Origin of the sequence: Streptomyces sp. NPDC002476 (assembly GCF_042889785.1) — a bacterium.
In the GTDB taxonomy this organism is placed as follows: domain Bacteria; phylum Actinomycetota; class Actinomycetes; order Streptomycetales; family Streptomycetaceae; genus Streptomyces.
This window is the reverse complement of the sequence record NZ_JBIARH010000012.1, coordinates 176,330-195,143: the sequence shown is the minus strand read 5'-3', so window position 1 is coordinate 195,143 and position 18,814 is coordinate 176,330. Positions and strand designations below refer to the sequence as shown.

Below are 18,814 nucleotides of genomic sequence, written 5' to 3'. Positions count from 1 at the left end.
GGGCGGCGGCGAGCTGGGCGGCCAGGCCAGGCACGATCAGCGCGGATGCTTCGGTGCCGGGAACGACGAGGGTCTGCTCGGCGAGCGCTTCGAAGATCTCCCCGCTCAGGTGGTGGGCCTTGCGCGAGCCGTGTGCCTTGAGGAGGGCCTCGCATCGGGTCCGGCCCAGTCTCTTGAGCCGGACGGGCGAGCCGTGCCGTTGCAGGAGGGCCTGGACGTAGGGGTAAGCCAGGCGTGGCCCCAGGACCCGTTCCAGGGAAGGGTGGATCTGGGAGAGCAGGCCGCGCAGCCGGTTGGTGGTGCGGTTGACCTCGCCGGCCAGGTCATTGTCGTAGCCGGTGAGCATCGTCAGCTCGGCCAGCACCTCGTCGTCGCGGTCCACCGCGCGCAGAGTGTGTGGCATGGACCGGGCAGTCTCGGCGATCACGAACGCGTCGCGGGCATCGGTCTTGGCCTCACCCGGGTGCAGGTCGGCGGCCCGCCGCATCGACAGGCCGGGCAGGTATGCAACTCGGCAGCCCGCCGAGCGAGCCACCGTCAGAGGCAATGCGCCGATGTTGGCGACCTGGTCCACGACCACAAGGACGGTGCCGAACTTCGCCACCAGCCTGGTGAACAGCTCCAGCAGTTTCGGTTCGGTGTTGGGCAGCCGCTTGTCGTGCACGGTTCTGCCGTCCCTGGTCCGGCCGTGGGCATGGTGGAACTCCTTGCCCAGATCCAGACCGAGGAAGAGATCTATCGCGGTCGTGTCGACCATGTGCGCGTGCCCCTCGCCTCTCATCTCCTCAACTCCCGGCCGTCCCTGCGGCACCACACGCCGGCAACCACGTTACGCAGACATCCCCACCCGTAAAGCGGGCCGGCATTGCACCGAACCAGGCGGTCGTCAGGCCCCTCATCAGCGGTCAAGCGGTGCCCCGAAGCCCGGCGGCAACACCCCCCAGGTCATCGACTTCGACAGGGGGCACACAGCCATACCGGACCCGGGGGCCAGGCGCCCCATTGCGGGGCACGAAAAAGGTAACGGGGGGGCTCCTCTTGCTTGTACGAACCGCCAGCCGCGGTCGCCATCCGGCGGGGGAGCTGCCCGCTGGCGACAGAAGAGACCACCCGTCCCCCGCGCGGGTGGTCTCTTCACAAGACCGCCGCAGCAGCGGGGCGGCACTTCAGGAGGGACGCTGGGCCGACCTGAAACGCTGGGCGCTCGGTTGGCTCGACATTGGCCTGAGTCGCGACTCATCGCGCACACGTGCGCAGAAAACGACCTCTGTGCGCGATGTGAGCTGCGCTGAGTCGCGATAGCCGTCTCAGGCACACCCCCTCTGACCTGCGCTGAGACGCGATGTGCACGATGAGTCGCGGGTTTTCGAGAACTTCTCTCACTACTCAGGGCCCCTGACTGGAGGCAGGCTGATGCTGACGGCCCGCAGCCGCCCCCAGGCGGACGGGAGCTCTCAGGGTGGGCGCCTTCAGGGCGTCCGCCGAAGGCGGTCCCTTCAGCTCTTTCGTCCTGACCCGCACCCGTCCCTGTGGCGGGACCCACCCGCCACAGGGACGGCATCCGCCACAACCGACCGGGCCGTCTGTGGGCCGTCCGAGGGTGGCCAACGATGACCAATGACGACGGATAGCAACCGCCGTTTCCTAGGTCACGAGCCCGCCCGGTACGCTTCCTCCTGGTCGAACCGGGCCGTCACCAGTCCCAGAAGAACTGACGGTTTTCCGCGGATTTCTGGACGCACGCCTATCGAGCAGGTCAGGCCGGTTTCGTCGCCGGTCTGACCTGCTCGGTTTTTGGTCGCGCAGCCATACCCGTTATCGTTGCGCGGTATGCCTCCATCCGGATGACCGGACGGTGGCGGAACACTCTCACTAGGACCCGGAGAGAGCAATGCCTCCCAAGAAGAAGAAGGTCACGGGGCTTATCAAGCTCCAGATCAACGCCGGTGCGGCCAACCCGGCCCCGCCGGTCGGCCCCGCGCTGGGCCAGCACGGCGTCAACATCATGGAGTTCTGCAAGGCCTACAACGCCGCGACCGAGTCGCAGCGTGGCATGGTCGTGCCGGTGGAGATCACGGTCTACGAGGACCGTTCCTTCACCTTCGTCACCAAGACTCCGCCGGCCGCGAAGCTGATCCTCAAGGCCGCGGGTGTGGAGAAGGGCTCCGGCGAGCCGCACAAGACCAAGGTCGCCAAGCTGACGGCCGCCCAGGTCCGCGAGATCGCCACGACGAAGCTCCCCGACCTGAACGCCAACGACCTCGACGCCGCGTCGAAGATCATCGAAGGCACCGCCCGTTCCATGGGCATCACGGTCGAAGGCTGATCCAGCCCCTTTCGTACGCAGTGGTAGGGCCGAGCGCTGGCCCGCACCACGACTCCACACCCTGAGAACACAGGAGCAGAAGTGAAGCGCAGCAAGAACCTCCGCGCTGCGGACGCCAAGGTCGACCGGTCGCGCAACTACGCGCCGCTCGAGGCCGTCCGTCTCGCCAAGGAGACCGCCTCCACCAAGTTCGACGGCACCGTCGAGGTCGCCCTTCGCCTGGGCGTCGACCCGCGCAAGGCCGATCAGATGGTCCGCGGCACCGTGAACCTCCCGCACGGCACCGGCAAGACCGCCCGGGTCCTGGTCTTCGCGACCGGTGACCGTGCTGCGGCCGCGGAAGCCGCGGGCGCCGACATCGTCGGCGCCGACGAGCTCATCGACGAGGTGTCGAAGGGCCGTCTGGACTTCGACGCCGTCGTCGCCACCCCGGACCTCATGGGCAAGGTCGGCCGCCTCGGCCGCGTGCTCGGTCCGCGTGGTCTGATGCCGAACCCGAAGACCGGCACCGTCACCCCCGACGTCGCCAAGGCCGTCACCGAGATCAAGGGCGGCAAGATCGAGTTCCGTGTCGACAAGCACGCGAACCTCCACTTCATCATCGGCAAGGTCTCCTTCGACGAGACCAAGCTGGTGGAGAACTACGGTGCGGCGCTGGAGGAGGTCCTCCGTCTGAAGCCGTCCGCCGCCAAGGGCCGCTACATCAAGAAGGCCACCCTGGCCACCACGATGGGCCCCGGCATCCCGCTGGACGCCAACCGCACCCGCAACCTCCTCGTCGAGGAGGACCCGGCCGCCGTCTGAGCCCCCGCGCTCGGCCGTACGCCGCGTCACGTGTGACACCGACGGGCCCCGCAACCTTTTCAGGTGCGGGGCCCGTCCCCGTATCCGTACGCACGAGGTGTCCGTACGTATGAGCGGGTTGTGTCAGACCTGTGCGTTAGCGTGAGGGTCCGAGAGTCGAACGAGGGGTGGAAACGGTCATGAGGACCAGTACTGTGCGACGGGTGGGCCTGGCGGTGGCAGTGGCGGCGGCAGTGACGTCCGTCACGTCCTGCAGCGGTGCCGAGAAGTTCGACCCGATCGCCGCGCTGCGTCAGGTGCAGAAGAAGACGGGCGGGGTCAACTCGGCGAAGGTCGAGGGAACCACCGAGATGGGCACCCTCATGTCCATGAAGCAGACCGGCACCGTCGACTGGTCCGACGGCCTGACCGGCACCATGCAGATCACGTACACCGGCGGCAGCATGGCCGACGCCATGAAGCAGAGCGGTGGCAGCGGCACGATGGAGGCCCGCTACTACAAGGACGGCTACGCCGTGAACATGGGCGACGGCTTCGCCCAGCAGTCCGGCGGCAAGCGCTGGATCAGCTACGACTACGCCGACCTCGCCAAGCTCGCGGGTGCCTCCGGCGAGGCGATGAAGCAGCAGATGCAGAACGCCACGCCCAACCAGGCCGTGCAGTCCCTGCTGGCCTCCGGCGACGTGAAGAAGGTCGGCGAGGAGGACGTGCGCGGGGTCCGCACCACGCACTACGCCGGCACCCTCGACGTCGCCGGGCTGACCGAGAAGAACTCCGCGCTCGACGCCGCCCAGCTCACCGAGCTGAAGAAGCAGCTGGACGAGGTGGGGATAACCACGGAGAAGGTCGACATCTGGGTCGACGAGAACGACCTGCTGGTCAAGAAGACCGAGCGCGCCAAGATGAAGACCGGCGAGATGAACTCGACCGTCCACTACAGCGACTACGGCACGAAGGTCTCCGTGGAGAAGCCGTCGGCCGGCGACACGGTCAAGTTCACCGACCTCATGAAGCAGCAGCAGAAGGCTGGCGCCCCCACGGGCTGAGGCCGCGTGCCGTCGCGGGAGCGGACGATTTGCCCGACGCGACACCGGTCGCGTACTCTCACCCAGAAGCCAAAGACCGCTGGTCGTCGCCGTGCCCTTGTAGAAGGGAACGGTGACCGAAGGATCCGTCGAGTACGGGCGACCCGCGCAGGTGACTGTGGAGAGCTCCCGGATTTCATCCGGTCGAGCTACGCCCTGGCTCCTGCGCCGGGGCGTTCGTCTTTCCCGGCCCCTTCTGAGCGGTCCTCATCACCCGGAAGGAGGCCGACGCTCATGGCAAGGCCCGACAAGGCTGCCGCGGTAGCCGAGCTGACGGACCAGTTCCGCAGCTCGAACGCCGCTGTGCTGACCGAGTACCGGGGTCTCACCGTGGCCCAGCTCAAGCAGCTGCGCCGTTCGCTCGGTGAGAACGCCCAGTACGCCGTGGTGAAGAACACGCTGACCAAGATTGCGGCCAACGAGGCCGGGATCGACTCGCTCGACGACCTTTTCGCGGGTCCGACGGCGGTTGCCTTCATCACCGGTGACCCGGTGGAGTCGGCGAAGGGTCTTCGTGACTTCGCCAAGGACAACCCCAACCTCGTCATCAAGGGCGGTGTCCTTGACGGCAAGGCGCTGTCCGCCGATGAGATCAAGAAGCTCGCGGACCTCGAGTCCCGCGAGGTTCTGCTCAGCAAGCTGGCCGGTGCCTTCAAGGGCAAGCAGTCCCAGGCTGCCTCGCTCTTCCAGGCTCTGCCGTCGAAGCTCGTCCGCACCGTGGACGCGCTGCGCGCCAAGCAGGCCGAGCAGGGCGGTGCCGAGTAATTCGGCTCGCGCAGTGATCGCGGCTCCGGTGGAGCGGCGGTCGTAGCGGGCCCGTACGCCCGCCTCACATGTACATCCGGCACCAGCCGAATTAGTGGAAGGACGCCATCATGGCGAAGCTCAGCCAGGAAGACCTGCTCGCGCAGTTCGAGGAGATGACCCTCATCGAGCTCTCCGAGTTCGTGAAGGCCTTCGAGGAGAAGTTCGACGTCACCGCCGCCGCTGCCGCGCCGGTCGTCGTCGCCGGTGGTGCCGCTGGTGGCGCCGAGGCCCCGGCCGAGGAGAAGGACGAGTTCGACGTCATCCTCACCGGCGCCGGCGACAAGAAGATCCAGGTCATCAAGGTCGTGCGTGAGCTGACCTCGCTGGGTCTGAAGGAGGCCAAGGACCTCGTCGACGGCACCCCGAAGCCGGTCCTCGAGAAGGTCAACAAGGAAGCCGCCGACAAGGCCGCCGAGGCCCTCAAGGGCGCCGGCGCCGCTGTCGAGGTCAAGTGATCTCAGGAGTCGGCCGACTCCTTCCGCCGACCGTGCCGTACGGCACGGGGGCCGCGTGACGAAGGGCGATCACCCATCGGGGTGGTCGCCCTTCGGTGCACCCGGGGCCGCTGCCTTGCTCTTCCTGCGGCGACGAGTATGGTGATCTTCGCCGTTGCCTCTCGGGGGACGGCCATCCGGCGTCGGCTGCAGCCGGGACGCGGCCCCCGGCAGGGGGCCTTGACGAACCGGACGCGGCGCGCGATTCTCAGGACGCGTCAGCACATCGATCCGAATCCGAGGCATGGATCGTGGCCGAAGTGGGCAGTAAAGAAGAGCGCAGCACGCGCAGGACCAATAGGTGTTGAGAACAACTGGTGCGAGCAACGTGGGTCTCTGAGAACCCTCACTGGACATCAGTGTGCCGTTTGGCTACACTGTCCCTTTGCGCTGCCTGTTAGCTGCCTCCTGCCCGTCACCAGGGGCATGCCCACGCTTGAGCACCGACGATCACACGTCTCTGACCTGGCCTTTTCCGGCCGGAGCCAGGAACCGACCGTCTCGGCGTCCAGCTTGGGACCGGTACGCGCGTAGTGAGTCCGAGCCCTCGGAAGGACCCCCTCTTGGCCGCCTCGCGCAACGCCTCGACCGCGAATACGAACAACGGTGCCAGCACCGCCCCGCTGCGCATCTCCTTTGCAAAGATCAAGGAGCCCCTCGAGGTTCCGAACCTCCTCGCGCTGCAGACCGAGAGCTTCGACTGGCTCCTCGGCAATGCCGCCTGGAAGGCTCGCGTCGAGGCTGCTCTGGACAGTGGACAAGACGTCCCCACCAAGTCCGGACTGGAGGAAATCTTCGAGGAGATCTCCCCGATCGAGGACTTCTCCGGGTCGATGTCGCTCACGTTCCGCGACCACCGCTTCGAGCCCCCGAAGAACTCGATCGACGAGTGCAAGGAGCGCGACTTCACGTACGCCGCCCCGCTCTTCGTCACGGCGGAGTTCACCAACAACGAGACCGGCGAGATCAAGTCCCAGACGGTCTTCATGGGCGACTTCCCGCTCATGACGAACAAGGGCACCTTCGTCATCAACGGCACCGAGCGTGTCGTCGTGTCGCAGCTGGTCCGTTCGCCGGGTGTCTACTTCGACTCCTCCATCGACAAGACGTCCGACAAGGACATCTTCTCCGCCAAGATCATCCCGTCCCGGGGTGCCTGGCTGGAGATGGAGATCGACAAGCGCGACATGGTCGGTGTTCGTATCGACCGCAAGCGCAAGCAGTCCGTCACCGTCCTGCTGAAGGCGCTCGGCTGGACCACCGAGCAGATCCTGCAGGAGTTCGGCGAGTACGAGTCCATGCGCGCCACCCTGGAGAAGGACCACACCCAGGGCCAGGACGACGCGCTGCTCGACATCTACCGCAAGCTCCGTCCGGGCGAGCCGCCGACACGCGAGGCCGCCCAGACGCTGCTGGAGAACCTCTACTTCAACCCGAAGCGCTACGACCTCGCGAAGGTCGGCCGCTACAAGGTCAACAAGAAGCTCGGCGCCGACGAGCCGCTGGACGCCGGCGTGCTCACCACCGACGACGTCATCGCGACCATCAAGTACCTGGTCAAGCTGCACGCCGGTGAGACCGAGACGGTCGGCGAGTCCGGCCGCACGATCGTCGTCGAGACCGACGACATCGACCACTTCGGCAACCGCCGCCTGCGCAACGTCGGCGAGCTCATCCAGAACCAGGTCCGTACGGGTCTCGCCCGTATGGAGCGCGTCGTGCGCGAGCGCATGACGACCCAGGACGTCGAGGCGATCACGCCCCAGACCCTGATCAATATCCGGCCGGTCGTCGCCTCCATCAAGGAGTTCTTCGGCACCAGCCAGCTGTCCCAGTTCATGGACCAGAACAACCCGCTGTCCGGGCTGACGCACAAGCGTCGTCTGTCCGCGCTCGGCCCGGGTGGTCTCTCCCGTGAGCGGGCCGGGTTCGAGGTCCGTGACGTGCACCCGTCCCACTACGGACGCATGTGCCCGATCGAGACCCCCGAAGGTCCGAACATCGGTCTGATCGGTTCGCTCGCCTCGTACGGCCGCGTCAACGCGTTCGGCTTCATCGAGACGCCGTACCGCAAGGTCGTCGACGGCCAGGTCACCGACGAGGTCGACTACATCACCGCCGACGAGGAGGACCGCTTCGTCATCGCCCAGGCGAACGCGCTCCTCTCCGAGGACCTGCGCTTCACCGAGCCCCGCATCCTGGTCCGCCGCCGCGGCGGCGAGGTCGACTACGTGGCGCCGGCCGAGGTCGACTACATGGACGTGTCGCCGCGCCAGATGGTGTCCGTCGCCACCGCGATGATCCCCTTCCTGGAGCACGACGACGCCAACCGCGCCCTCATGGGGGCGAACATGATGCGGCAGGCGGTGCCGCTCATCAAGTCCGAGGCCCCGCTCGTCGGCACCGGCATGGAGTACCGCTGCGCCACCGACGCCGGTGACGTGCTGAAGGCCGAGAAGGACGGTGTGGTCCAGGAGGTCTCCGCGGACTACATCACCGTGACGAACGACGACGGCACGTACACCACGTACCGCATCGCCAAGTTCATGCGCTCCAACCAGGGCACCTCGGTCAACCAGAAGGTCGTCGTCGCCGAGGGCGACCGGGTCGTCGCCGACCAGGTCCTCGCCGACGGTCCGGCCACCGAGAACGGCGAGATGGCCCTGGGCAAGAACCTGCTCGTGGCGTTCATGCCGTGGGAGGGCCACAACTACGAGGACGCGATCATCCTGTCGCAGCGCCTCGTGCAGGACGACGTCCTCTCCTCGATCCACATCGAGGAGCACGAGGTCGACGCCCGTGACACCAAGCTCGGCCCCGAGGAGATCACCCGGGACATCCCGAACGTCTCCGAGGAGGTCCTCGCCGACCTCGACGAGCGCGGCATCATCCGCATCGGTGCCGAGGTCGTCGCCGGCGACATCCTCGTCGGCAAGGTCACGCCCAAGGGCGAGACCGAGCTGACCCCCGAGGAGCGCCTGCTCCGTGCGATCTTCGGTGAGAAGGCGCGCGAGGTCCGCGACACCTCGCTGAAGGTGCCGCACGGCGAGATCGGCAAGGTCATCGGCGTCCGCGTCTTCGACCGCGAGGAGGGCGACGAGCTGCCGCCCGGCGTGAACCAGCTGGTCCGCGTCTACGTCGCGCAGAAGCGCAAGATCACCGACGGTGACAAGCTCGCCGGCCGCCACGGCAACAAGGGCGTCATCTCGAAGATCCTGCCGATCGAGGACATGCCGTTCCTGGAGGACGGCACCCCGGTCGACATCATCCTCAACCCGCTGGGTGTCCCGTCCCGAATGAACCCGGGACAGGTCCTGGAGATCCACCTCGGCTGGCTCGCCAGCCGCGGCTGGGACGTCTCCGGTCTCGCCGACGACTGGGCCAAGCGCCTGCAGTCCATCGGCGCCGACCAGGTCGCCCCCGGCACCAACGTCGCCACCCCCGTCTTCGACGGTGCGCGCGAGGACGAGATCTCCGGCCTCTTCGAGGCCACGATCCCGAACCGCGACGGCGACCGCCTGGTGCAGCCCTCCGGCAAGGCCAAGCTGTTCGACGGCCGCTCCGGCGAGCCGTTCCCGGACCCGGTCTCGGTCGGCTACATGTACATCCTCAAGCTGCACCACCTCGTCGACGACAAGCTGCACGCGCGGTCGACGGGTCCGTACTCGATGATCACCCAGCAGCCGCTGGGTGGTAAGGCGCAGTTCGGTGGTCAGCGCTTCGGTGAGATGGAGGTGTGGGCCCTTGAGGCATACGGCGCCGCATACGCCCTCCAGGAGCTCCTGACGATCAAGTCCGACGACGTGACCGGCCGCGTGAAGGTCTACGAGGCCATCGTCAAGGGCGAGAACATCCCCGAGCCCGGCATCCCCGAGTCCTTCAAGGTGCTCATCAAGGAAATGCAGTCGCTCTGCCTCAACGTGGAGGTGCTGTCCTCGGACGGCATGTCCATCGAGATGCGTGACACGGACGAGGACGTCTTCCGCGCGGCGGAGGAGCTCGGTATCGACCTGTCCCGGCGCGAGCCGAGCAGCGTCGAAGAGGTCTGACGGGTTGGCCGGCCGGATCCCGCGTGATCCGGCCGGCTCTCCCCGGACCCGTTCAGACCATTGCTGAAGTGCCCCATATTTCTCGCCTGACGCGAGGGGGCTCGAACCCCCGAAAGAGGGATTGACGACAAGTGCTCGACGTCAACTTCTTCGACGAGCTGCGGATCGGCCTCGCCACCGCGGACGACATCCGGACCTGGTCGCACGGCGAAGTGAAGAAGCCGGAGACCATCAACTACCGCACGCTCAAGCCCGAAAAGGACGGACTCTTCTGCGAGAAGATCTTCGGTCCGACCCGGGACTGGGAGTGCTACTGCGGCAAGTACAAGCGTGTCCGCTTCAAGGGCATCATCTGTGAGCGCTGCGGTGTCGAGGTCACGCGTGCCAAGGTGCGCCGTGAGCGCATGGGCCACATCGAGCTCGCCGCTCCCGTCACCCACATCTGGTACTTCAAGGGCGTCCCGTCGCGCCTGGGCTACCTGCTCGACCTGGCGCCGAAGGACCTGGAGAAGGTCATCTACTTCGCCGCGTACATGATCACGTACGTGGACGATGAGCGGCGTACCCGCGACCTGCCCTCGCTGGAGGCGCACGTCTCCGTCGAGCGCCAGCAGATCGAGAACCGCCGCGACGCCGACCTGGAGGCCCGCGCCAAGAAGCTCGAGACCGACCTGGCCGAGCTGGAGGCCGAGGGCGCCAAGGCCGACGTGCGCCGCAAGGTGCGCGAGGGCGCCGAGCGTGAGATGAAGCAGCTGCGCGACCGCGCGCAGCGCGAGATCGACCGCCTCGACGAGGTGTGGAACCGCTTCAAGAACCTCAAGGTCCAGGACCTGGAGGGCGACGAGCTGCTCTACCGCGAGCTGCGTGACCGCTTCGGCACGTACTTCGACGGCTGCATGGGCGCCGCCGCCCTGCAGAAGCGGCTGGAGTCCTTCGACCTGGAGGAGGAGGCCGAGAAGCTCCGCGAGATCATCCGCACCGGCAAGGGCCAGAAGAAGACCCGCGCGCTCAAGCGCCTCAAGGTCGTCTCCGCGTTCCTGCAGACCAGCAACAAGCCCAAGGGCATGGTGCTCGACTGCGTGCCGGTCATCCCGCCGGACCTGCGTCCGATGGTGCAGCTGGACGGTGGCCGCTTCGCGACCTCCGACCTGAACGACCTGTACCGCCGTGTGATCAACCGCAACAACCGTCTGAAGCGGCTCCTGGACCTCGGTGCCCCGGAGATCATCGTCAACAACGAGAAGCGCATGCTTCAGGAGGCCGTTGACGCCCTCTTCGACAACGGTCGTCGCGGCCGCCCGGTGACGGGCCCCGGCAACCGCCCGCTGAAGTCCCTCAGCGACATGCTGAAGGGCAAGCAGGGCCGCTTCCGCCAGAACCTCCTCGGCAAGCGTGTCGACTACTCGGCGCGTTCCGTGATCGTCGTCGGCCCGCAGCTGAAGCTGCACCAGTGCGGTCTGCCGAAGGCCATGGCGCTGGAGCTCTTCAAGCCGTTCGTGATGAAGCGCCTGGTCGACCTGAACCACGCGCAGAACATCAAGTCGGCCAAGCGCATGGTCGAGCGCGGTCGCACCGTGGTGTACGACGTCCTCGAAGAGGTCATCGCCGAGCACCCGGTGCTGCTGAACCGTGCGCCCACGCTGCACCGCCTCGGCATCCAGGCCTTCGAGCCGCAGCTGGTCGAGGGCAAGGCCATCCAGATCCACCCGCTCGTCTGCACCGCGTTCAACGCGGACTTCGACGGTGACCAGATGGCCGTCCACCTGCCGCTCTCCGCGGAGGCGCAGGCCGAGGCCCGCATCCTGATGCTGTCCTCGAACAACATCCTCAAGCCGGCCGACGGCCGTCCCGTCACCATGCCGACCCAGGACATGGTGCTGGGCCTGTTCTTCCTCACCACGGACGAGGAGGAGCGCAACGTCATCGGACAGGGCCGTTCCTTCGGCTCCACGGCCGAGGCGATCATGGCCTTCGACGCCCGCGAGCTGTCGCTCCAGGCGAAGGTCGACATCCGCTTCCCGGTGGGCACCATCCCGCCGCGCGGCTGGGTGCCGCCGGTCGCCGAGGAAGGGGACGACGGCGTCGGGGAGCGGGCGTTCCAGCTGGGCGACTCCTTCCGGCTGCGGACGACCCTGGGCCGCGCGCTCTTCAACGAGCTGCTGCCCGAGGACTACCCGTTCGTCGACTACTCGGTCGGCAAGAAGCAGCTCTCCGAGATCGTCAACGACCTCGCCGAGCGCTACCCCAAGGTCATCGTGGCGGCGACGCTCGACAACCTGAAGGCGGCGGGCTTCTACTGGGCGACCCGTTCCGGTGTCACCGTGGCCATCTCCGACGTCATCGTGCCCGAGGCGAAGAAGGCGATCGTCGCCGGCTACGAGGCGCAGGACGACAAGGTCCAGAAGCAGTACGAGCGCGGTCTGATCACCAAGGACGAGCGCACGCAGGAACTCATCGCGATCTGGACCAAGGCGACCAACGAGGTCTCCGAGGCCATGACCGAAAACTTCCCCAAGACCAACCCCATCTTCATGATGGTGAACTCGGGTGCCCGAGGGAACATGATGCAGATGCGGCAGATCGCCGGTATGCGTGGTCTGGTGTCGAACGCGAAGAACGAGACGATCCCGCGGCCGATCAAGGCGTCCTTCCGCGAGGGCCTGTCCGTGCTGGAGTACTTCATCGCCACGCACGGTGCCCGTAAGGGCCTGGCGGACACCGCCCTGCGTACCGCCGACTCGGGTTACCTGACCCGTCGTCTGGTGGACGTCTCGCAGGACGTGATCATCCGCGAGGAGGACTGCGGCACCGACCGCGGCCTGAAGCTGCGGATCGCCGAGAAGGGCGCCGACGGTGTGCTCCGCAAGGCGGAGGACGTCGAGACCTCGGTCTACGCCCGGATGCTCGCCGAGGACGTCGTCGTCGACGGCAAGGTGATCGCGCCGGCCAACGTCGACCTCGGTGACGTCCTGATCGACGCGCTGGTCGCCGCCGGCGTCGAGACGGTCAAGACCCGCTCGGTCCTGACCTGCGAGTCCGCGGTCGGCACCTGTGCCTTCTGCTACGGACGCTCGCTCGCCACCGGCAAGCTGGTCGACATCGGCGAGGCGGTCGGCATCATCGCCGCCCAGTCCATCGGTGAGCCCGGTACCCAGCTGACGATGCGTACCTTCCACACCGGTGGTGTGGCCGGTGACGACATCACCCAGGGTCTGCCGCGTGTCGTCGAGCTCTTCGAGGCCCGTACGCCCAAGGGTGTCGCCCCGATCTCGGAGGCGGCCGGCCGCGTCCGCATCGAGGAGACCGAGAAGACCAAGAAGATCGTCGTCACCCCGGACGACGGCAGCGACGAGACGGCCTACCCGATCTCGAAGCGTGCCCGTCTCCTGGTGGGCGAGGGCGACCACGTCGAGGTGGGCCAGAAGCTCACCGTGGGTGCCACCAACCCGCACGACGTGCTCCGCATCCTCGGCCAGCGCGCGGTCCAGGTCCACCTGGTCGGCGAGGTCCAGAAGGTCTACAACTCGCAGGGTGTGTCGATCCACGACAAGCACATCGAGATCATCATCCGGCAGATGCTGCGCCGCGTGACGATCATCGAGTCCGGCGACGCGGAGCTGCTGCCGGGCGAGCTCGTCGAGCGCTCGAAGTTCGAGACCGAGAACCGTCGTGTGGTCACCGAGGGCGGTCACCCCGCCTCCGGCCGTCCGCAGCTGATGGGTATCACCAAGGCCTCGCTGGCGACGGAGTCCTGGCTGTCGGCCGCCTCCTTCCAGGAGACGACCCGAGTCCTGACGGACGCGGCGATCAACGCCAAGTCCGACAGTCTCATCGGCCTCAAGGAGAACGTCATCATCGGTAAGCTCATCCCGGCCGGTACGGGCCTGTCCCGCTACCGCAACATCCGGGTCGAGCCGACCGAGGAGGCCAAGGCCGCGATGTACTCGGCCGTCGGCTACGACGACATCGACTACTCGCCGTTCGGCACGGGCTCCGGCCAGGCCGTTCCGCTGGAGGACTACGACTACGGTCCGTACAACCAGTAAGGCGTGAGCGAACGGAGGGCGGCCATCTCACATGGGATGGCCGCCCTCCGGCGTTTCCGTCGTGGTCAGAGGTGGTCGTCGACGAAGGCTGCCAGCCGGTCGAGTCCCTCCTCGATGAGTCCGGGCGTGAGAAGGCTGCAGGACAGCCGGAGCTGGTGGGTCCCGCCGGCTGTTCCCGTGTAGAAGTGGTGCATAGGCGTCCACAACACTCCGTACCGTTCGGCCGACTCCTCCAGGCGTGCGTCGCTCGCCTCGAACGGGACGGTGACCACGAGGAAGAAGCCGCCGGCCGGGGTGTTCCAGGTGACCGTGGCGCCGGGGTCGCGGTGGAGCGGGAAGCGGCGGGCCAGGCCGGCGAGGAGCCGACGCCGGTTGCCGCGGTAGAGCTCCGCCTCCCGGGCGTTGGCACGGACCAGACTGAAGTCGTGCTGGACCAGCTTGCCGCCGATGACCGCCTGCGCCACCGGGGACGTGTTGAGCGTGAGCATGCTCTTGAGCTTCGACAGCTCGTCCGCGAGGAGCCCGGTGCCCCCGGCTGCGTCGACCACGGGCTGGTCCGCCACGGCGTAGCCGACTCTCGCTCCCGGGAGCCCGGTCTTGGCGAAGGAGCCGAGATAGACCACTCGGCGTCCGCGGTCCAGAGATTTCAGCGTCGGCAATCGATCACCGTCATCGCCGAACAAGCCGTACGGATTGTCCTCCAGCAGGAGGATGTCCAGCTCCCCGGCGATCTCCAGCAGGCGGTGACGTGAGGGAAGATCCAGGGACTCGCCGGCCGGGTTGGAGAAGTCCGGCACGATGTAGAGGGCTCGCGGGTTCAGACCCGCGCTCCGGGCCCGGGCCACGGATTCCACCAGGTCGTCGAGGTCGAGGCCGCCCGCTTCGCCTGCCACGGGCACGACAGGCATGTCCACCAGCTCCGCGGCGCCTGTGATGCCGACGTAGGTGGGGGAGACCGCGAGCAGCACGTCCTGCGCGTTCCGGCGAAGCGCCCGGAGCACGAGGAACATCGCCTCCTGGCAGCCGACCGTGACGACGACGGACTCCGGATCGGCCCGGATGTTCTCGTCGACGAGGAGATTCTTGGCGATCAGCTCGTGCACGATGCCCTTGGTGCGACCGTACTGGAAGAGCAGGCGGGTGATCTCCTCGTCGCTGTGGCCGAGCTTCCCGCTCAGATAGCCGCAGAACGCGTCCAGGTATTCGTGCAGGGAAGAGACGTCGAAGTGGCCCTCGTACGGTCGCCCCGCCGCGAAGGAGATCGCGTCCGGAAACCGGATCGCCACTTCGTTGAGGAAGTTCATGGACGCCAGCGTCGGGCTGGCGAGTGACGCGTGCAGATCTGCCGCGAACAGCGACGTCGCGGTCAGATCCCGGGTGACGGCCATGGCTGACCGCTCCTTCCACTGTTCGGCCGCGGGCTTAGAGGTCGCGCGCATAGGGTGGGTCGGCGTCGCGTGGCGATGGGCGGCGCCCGGCGGCGTTGTCGTCGGTCGACGACGCTCCGCGTCACCTCCCTCCTCCGCCTTGCCGGGCTTGCCCCTCGCCCCGCTCCTTCCTCCGCCCCACCTATGCGCGCGACCTCTTATCCGCGTGTTCCAGGAGTCGCTCCCGATCCGTTGCGCGTCGCTCACGCACGGGCAGCCCGCCAGCGCCATGGCGTCTTCGAGTTCGGTCCGCAGCAGGCGGAGTACGCGCTCGGCTCCGCCCTGCCCGCCGGCCGCGAGGCCCCACATGGCCGGGCGCCCCACCAGGACGCCGTCGGCGCCCAGGGACAGCGCCCTGAGCACGTCCGTGCCACTGCGGATCCCGCTGTCGAGCAGGATCTGCACCCGGCCCTCGACCGCTTCACGGACGGCGGGCAGCATCGAGACGCTGGGCGGCGCGCCGTCCAGCTGCCGGCCGCCGTGATTGGAGACGACGACGGCCGCCACGCCCGTTTCCGTGGCCCGCCTGGCGTCCTCGGGGTGCAACACGCCCTTCAGCACGATGGGCAGCGTGGTCAGATCACGGAGCCAGGCCACGTCCGGCCAGCTCAGTGAGGGGTCGAAGGTCTCACCCGTGTGCGCCATCACGGCCGAAGCGCCACGAGCACGGGTCCGGGCCGTGCTGGTCGTGGCGGCCGGGAAGTTGGCGGCGACCACATCGGCCGGGAGGGCGAACTCATTGCGGATGTCCCGCAGCCGCCGCCCCATCCGGGGTACGTCCACCGTCAGCACCAGTGCCCGGCAGCCCGCCGCTTCCGCGCGGGCGACGAGGTCCTTGAGGAGCCCCCGGTCGCGCAGCCAGTAGAGCTGCAGCCAGGTTCTGGAGCAGACGGCGGTGATGTCCTCCAGCGGGCGGCTGCTCAGCATGCCGGCGACGAACACGGCGCCGGCCGCCTCGGCCGCCCGCGCGCTCGCCGGCTCTCCCTCGGGATGGAAGAGCCGGTGGTAGGCGATCGGCGCGATCCCCAGCGGCAGGTCGGTGGATGTGCCCGCCAGCTCGGTCGCGGTGTCGCAGCGCGTGACGTCCGTCATGATCCGCGGGACCAGGGGAACGCCGTCCAGGGCTGTGCGGTTGTCCGCGAGCGTCCGTTCCGTGCCGCTGCCCCCGGTCAGGAAATCCCATACGTCGCCCGGCAGGGCGGCTCGCGCCGCCCGCCGCGCATCGCCGCTGTCGTACCAGGCGTCGGGGGAGGAATCGGGGGCGGACAGCGGATCTCGTTCTGTCACCGGGCTCCGTTCTTCCGGCTCGTCGTCTTGTCCGCGGCGCCGCCGGGCACCGCTCCTTGCGTCGGGTGCACGTCCGGCCCCGGAATCCGCGGCGCGTCCCAGGGCCGGACGCTCTGAGGGCCGGTTCACCTCGGTACCTGGGCGATCGCCCCTCCCGCCTCGACCGCCTCGTACAGTGCCTTGATGTTGCCGCTGCCGAAGGTCTTCGCCCCCATGCGCTCGATCACCTCGAAGAAGAGGGTCGAGCGGGGATGCGTGGACCGGGTGAAGACCTGGTACAGCTGGCCGTCGTGGTCCTCGTCCGCCAGCAGATTCAGCTTGCGCAGCTCCTCGACGCTGTGGTGGCCGGGCTCCAGACGCCTGCTCAGCAGGTCGTAATAGACATCGGGCGTGCTCAGGAACTCCACGCCGCGCTCTCCGAGAACGGAGATCGTCCGCACGATGTGGTCCGTGGCGAACGCGATGTGCTGGACGCCCGCGCCACCGTGCCGCTCCAGGAATCCGTCTATCTGGCCCGGGTCGGCGGTGACGTCGGGTTCGATGATCGTGAGGGTGACGTCCCGGGCGGAGTTCTGCACCACCGTGGACTCCATGGCCTGCGAGCCCACTTCGACACGCTCACGGAAGATCACGCCGAAGCCCAGCGCACGTTGGTAGAACCGCACGGTGGGCTCCAGCTGCCCGGCGTCGACGCAGACCGCGAGGTGATCCACGAAGTTCAGGCCGGTCGGCGTCGTGACCGGCTCCGCGAGGTCGCCGAACCCCGGCAGCCAGCGGTGGGACGCGCCTTCGGGCGGCTGGACGAGGGTGTGCGTGACATCGCCGAACCCGGCGATGGTGGCGAGTACCGCCCCGTAGAGCTCCTGCGGCTCCCGCAGGCCGATCGCCCCGGCCGCCAGCGCCGCGCGGTAGGCGCCCGCCGCGTCGGGGGTGCGCAGCGCGATGTCGGCGACGCCCCAGTCGTGTGCCCGTACATAGCGCGTGGCCGGGTGCTCCTCGGTGCGGCCCTCGGTGAGCACGAGGATGCTGCCGTCGAGCCCGTGGCCCAGGCTCAGGGCGAGGGAGCGGTGGTCGCGGTTCCTCCCGGTGATGTCCCCCAGGGGCTGGAACCCATAGTGTTCGGTGAATTCCGAACTCGCCGCAGCGGCGTCGGGCACGTACAACTCGATGTGGTTCAGCGAGGGACCGGCCACGGAATTGCTCGCCTTTTCTTCCTGCGCCATGTGTTCTCCTTCGGGTTGGCGTCCCGGCCGCTACCGCGCTTCCAGCACCGAGAAATAAGAACCGGGAATCGGATGGATCGACGAGAGTGAGTAGTCGGCCTTCTTGAGCAGGTACTCGAATTCGTCCGAGGTGCGTTCGCGGCCGCCGGTGAGCACCATCATTCCGATGTCGCTCCAGTAGCTCGGGTGCCAGCTTCCGTCTTCCGGTACGACCATTTCGACGATGAGCAGACGTCCGCCGTCGGCGAGCGCCGACGCGCTGTTCCGCAGGATCCGCACGGACTGCTCATCGTCCCAGTCGTGCAGCACACTGCAGAGGAGATGGGTGTCGGCGCCGTCGGGCAGGGAGCTGAAGAAATCACCCTGTTCGAGGCGGAACGGCCGGCCGGCCCGGTACGGTTGCTCGCCCCTGGCGACCAGTTCGATCGTTGCCGGCCGGTCGAACAGGATTCCGCTCAGGTGGCTCGCCGCGTGCAGGACGCGGTCGAGCAGAAAACCGTCTCCCCCGCCGATGTCCATGACGACACGGGAGTCCCGCCAGTCGAAGCTTTCGGCGAACTGGGAGTAGAGACGGTTCGTGCGCTCCCGCATCCGGAGCAGGAACTCCCGATTGGCGGCGTCGTCGGTGTTCTTGTGCGTGAAGAACTCCCCGCCGTGCGTCTGGTCGAACACGGAACGCCCGGTGCGGATCGTGTCCATGCCCCGCAGCCAGGCGAGCTGCGAGTCGGTGTTGAGCACCGACGCGCGCACGCTGTTCTCGGCACTGTCACGAAGTCGCCGGCCGGTGGGTGTCAGCGCGAACGAGCGGCTGTCGGCTTCTTCGACCATGCCGACGGTGGCCAGGGCGCGCAGGAGGCGGTGCAGGGCGTCGGTGTCGGCGCCGACGGACGCGGCGATCTCCTCGACGTCGCGTGGGCCGTCCGCGATGACTTCCGCGAGGTCGAGCTCCGCGGCCAGCCGTATCAGGTGCGGCAGGATCGCGACGCAACTGTCGTCTACGAGTGACAGGTAGTCGGCGAGAAGGATTTCGGGGACGCGGTCGGTCATCGGAGCCCGGATTCAGCCATCGACTCGATCAGGTGCTTGGGCCGCATGTCGGCCCAGTTCGTGTTGATGTACTCGACGCACGCGTCGCGGGAGTCCGCGCCGTGCACGACTGTCCAGCCGGCCGGCACCTCGACGAAGCTCGGCCACAACGAGTGCTGGCCCTCTTCGTTGACGAGCACGAAGTAGGTGCCCTCGGGGTCTTCGAACGGGTTGGTCATC

At 67.7% G+C, this 18,814-nt stretch carries 12 protein-coding genes; 7 read left to right on the top strand and 5 right to left on the bottom strand.

Translation table 11 applies throughout. From position 1 onward, the window contains the following. Positions 1 to 757 (bottom strand): IS110 family transposase (locus ACFYXM_RS17025; RefSeq protein WP_389290015.1); only part of this gene is annotated, 757 nt, incomplete at its 3' end. 1,134 nt (positions 758 to 1,891) lie between these two features. Between ACFYXM_RS17025 and rplK the strand changes: the two genes are divergently transcribed. From rplK to ACFYXM_RS16990, 7 genes are all read left to right on the top strand, one after another. After that, positions 1,892 to 2,326: a 50S ribosomal protein L11 gene (gene rplK, locus ACFYXM_RS17020; protein ID WP_073786749.1), complete on the top strand. Its 435-nt coding sequence runs from the start codon at positions 1,892 to 1,894 to the stop codon at positions 2,324 to 2,326. An 81-nt stretch (positions 2,327 to 2,407) separates the two neighbouring features. Beyond that, positions 2,408 to 3,130, top strand: a complete 723-nt coding sequence (rplA, locus tag ACFYXM_RS17015; protein WP_389290013.1) for a 50S ribosomal protein L1 — start codon at positions 2,408 to 2,410, stop codon at positions 3,128 to 3,130. Positions 3,131 to 3,309: 179 nt separating this feature from the next. Further along, the gene (locus ACFYXM_RS17010; protein WP_389290011.1) at positions 3,310 to 4,176 is read left to right on the top strand and encodes a hypothetical protein; all 867 of its coding nucleotides are present in this window, start codon (positions 3,310 to 3,312) and stop codon (positions 4,174 to 4,176) included. Between the two features lie 273 nt (positions 4,177 to 4,449). Next, on the top strand, positions 4,450 to 4,980 hold the full coding sequence (rplJ, locus tag ACFYXM_RS17005) for a 50S ribosomal protein L10 (RefSeq protein WP_360112075.1): 531 nt from the start codon (positions 4,450 to 4,452) through the stop codon (positions 4,978 to 4,980). 110 nt (positions 4,981 to 5,090) lie between these two features. After that, positions 5,091 to 5,477, top strand: a complete 387-nt coding sequence (rplL, locus tag ACFYXM_RS17000; RefSeq protein ID WP_360112073.1) for a 50S ribosomal protein L7/L12 — start codon at positions 5,091 to 5,093, stop codon at positions 5,475 to 5,477. 602 nt (positions 5,478 to 6,079) lie between these two features. Further along, positions 6,080 to 9,565 (top strand): DNA-directed RNA polymerase subunit beta, encoded by a 3,486-nt coding sequence (gene rpoB / locus ACFYXM_RS16995; protein ID WP_389290010.1) that lies wholly within the window; start codon positions 6,080 to 6,082, stop codon positions 9,563 to 9,565. Positions 9,566 to 9,696: 131 nt separating this feature from the next. Further along, entirely contained in the window at positions 9,697 to 13,611 is a 3,915-nt protein-coding gene (locus ACFYXM_RS16990) for a DNA-directed RNA polymerase subunit beta' (RefSeq protein ID WP_389290008.1), read from the top strand. A 65-nt stretch (positions 13,612 to 13,676) separates the two neighbouring features. Here the strand turns inward: ACFYXM_RS16990 and ACFYXM_RS16985 are convergent, their stop codons facing one another. The 4 genes from ACFYXM_RS16985 to ACFYXM_RS16970 form a co-directional block, all read right to left on the bottom strand. Next, positions 13,677 to 16,325 carry an aminotransferase class I/II-fold pyridoxal phosphate-dependent enzyme gene (locus ACFYXM_RS16985; protein ID WP_389290006.1) on the bottom strand — a complete coding sequence of 883 codons (2,649 nt, stop codon included), beginning with the start codon at positions 16,323 to 16,325 and terminating at the stop codon, positions 13,677 to 13,679. A 125-nt stretch (positions 16,326 to 16,450) separates the two neighbouring features. After that, positions 16,451 to 17,548, bottom strand: coding sequence for a 4-hydroxyphenylpyruvate dioxygenase (hppD, locus tag ACFYXM_RS16980; protein WP_389290004.1), 1,098 nt, complete (start codon positions 17,546 to 17,548; stop codon positions 16,451 to 16,453). A 30-nt stretch (positions 17,549 to 17,578) separates the two neighbouring features. After that, positions 17,579 to 18,595 carry a methyltransferase gene (locus ACFYXM_RS16975; RefSeq protein WP_389290003.1) on the bottom strand — a complete coding sequence of 339 codons (1,017 nt, stop codon included), beginning with the start codon at positions 18,593 to 18,595 and terminating at the stop codon, positions 17,579 to 17,581. Beyond that, positions 18,592 to 18,813 carry an MbtH family protein gene (locus ACFYXM_RS16970; RefSeq protein WP_389290001.1) on the bottom strand — a complete coding sequence of 74 codons (222 nt, stop codon included), beginning with the start codon at positions 18,811 to 18,813 and terminating at the stop codon, positions 18,592 to 18,594. The genes ACFYXM_RS16975 and ACFYXM_RS16970 overlap by 4 nt, the downstream gene beginning before the upstream one ends. Between the last annotated feature and the right edge of the window lies 1 nt (position 18,814).

Bases quoted from the DNA above. Each gene is read 5' to 3' on its own strand.
- rplK (WP_073786749.1), top strand. From the start codon at position 1,892: ATGCCTCCCAAGAAGAAGAAGGTCACGGGGCTTATCAAGCTCCAGATC.
- ACFYXM_RS17010 (WP_389290011.1), top strand. From the start codon at position 3,310: ATGAGGACCAGTACTGTGCGACGGGTGGGCCTGGCGGTGGCAGTGGCG.
- rplJ (WP_360112075.1), top strand. From the start codon at position 4,450: ATGGCAAGGCCCGACAAGGCTGCCGCGGTAGCCGAGCTGACGGACCAG.
- rplL (WP_360112073.1), top strand. From the start codon at position 5,091: ATGGCGAAGCTCAGCCAGGAAGACCTGCTCGCGCAGTTCGAGGAGATG.
- hppD (WP_389290004.1), bottom strand. From the start codon at position 17,548: ATGGCGCAGGAAGAAAAGGCGAGCAATTCCGTGGCCGGTCCCTCGCTG.
- ACFYXM_RS16975 (WP_389290003.1), bottom strand. From the start codon at position 18,595: ATGACCGACCGCGTCCCCGAAATCCTTCTCGCCGACTACCTGTCACTC.
- ACFYXM_RS16970 (WP_389290001.1), bottom strand. From the start codon at position 18,813: ATGACCAACCCGTTCGAAGACCCCGAGGGCACCTACTTCGTGCTCGTC.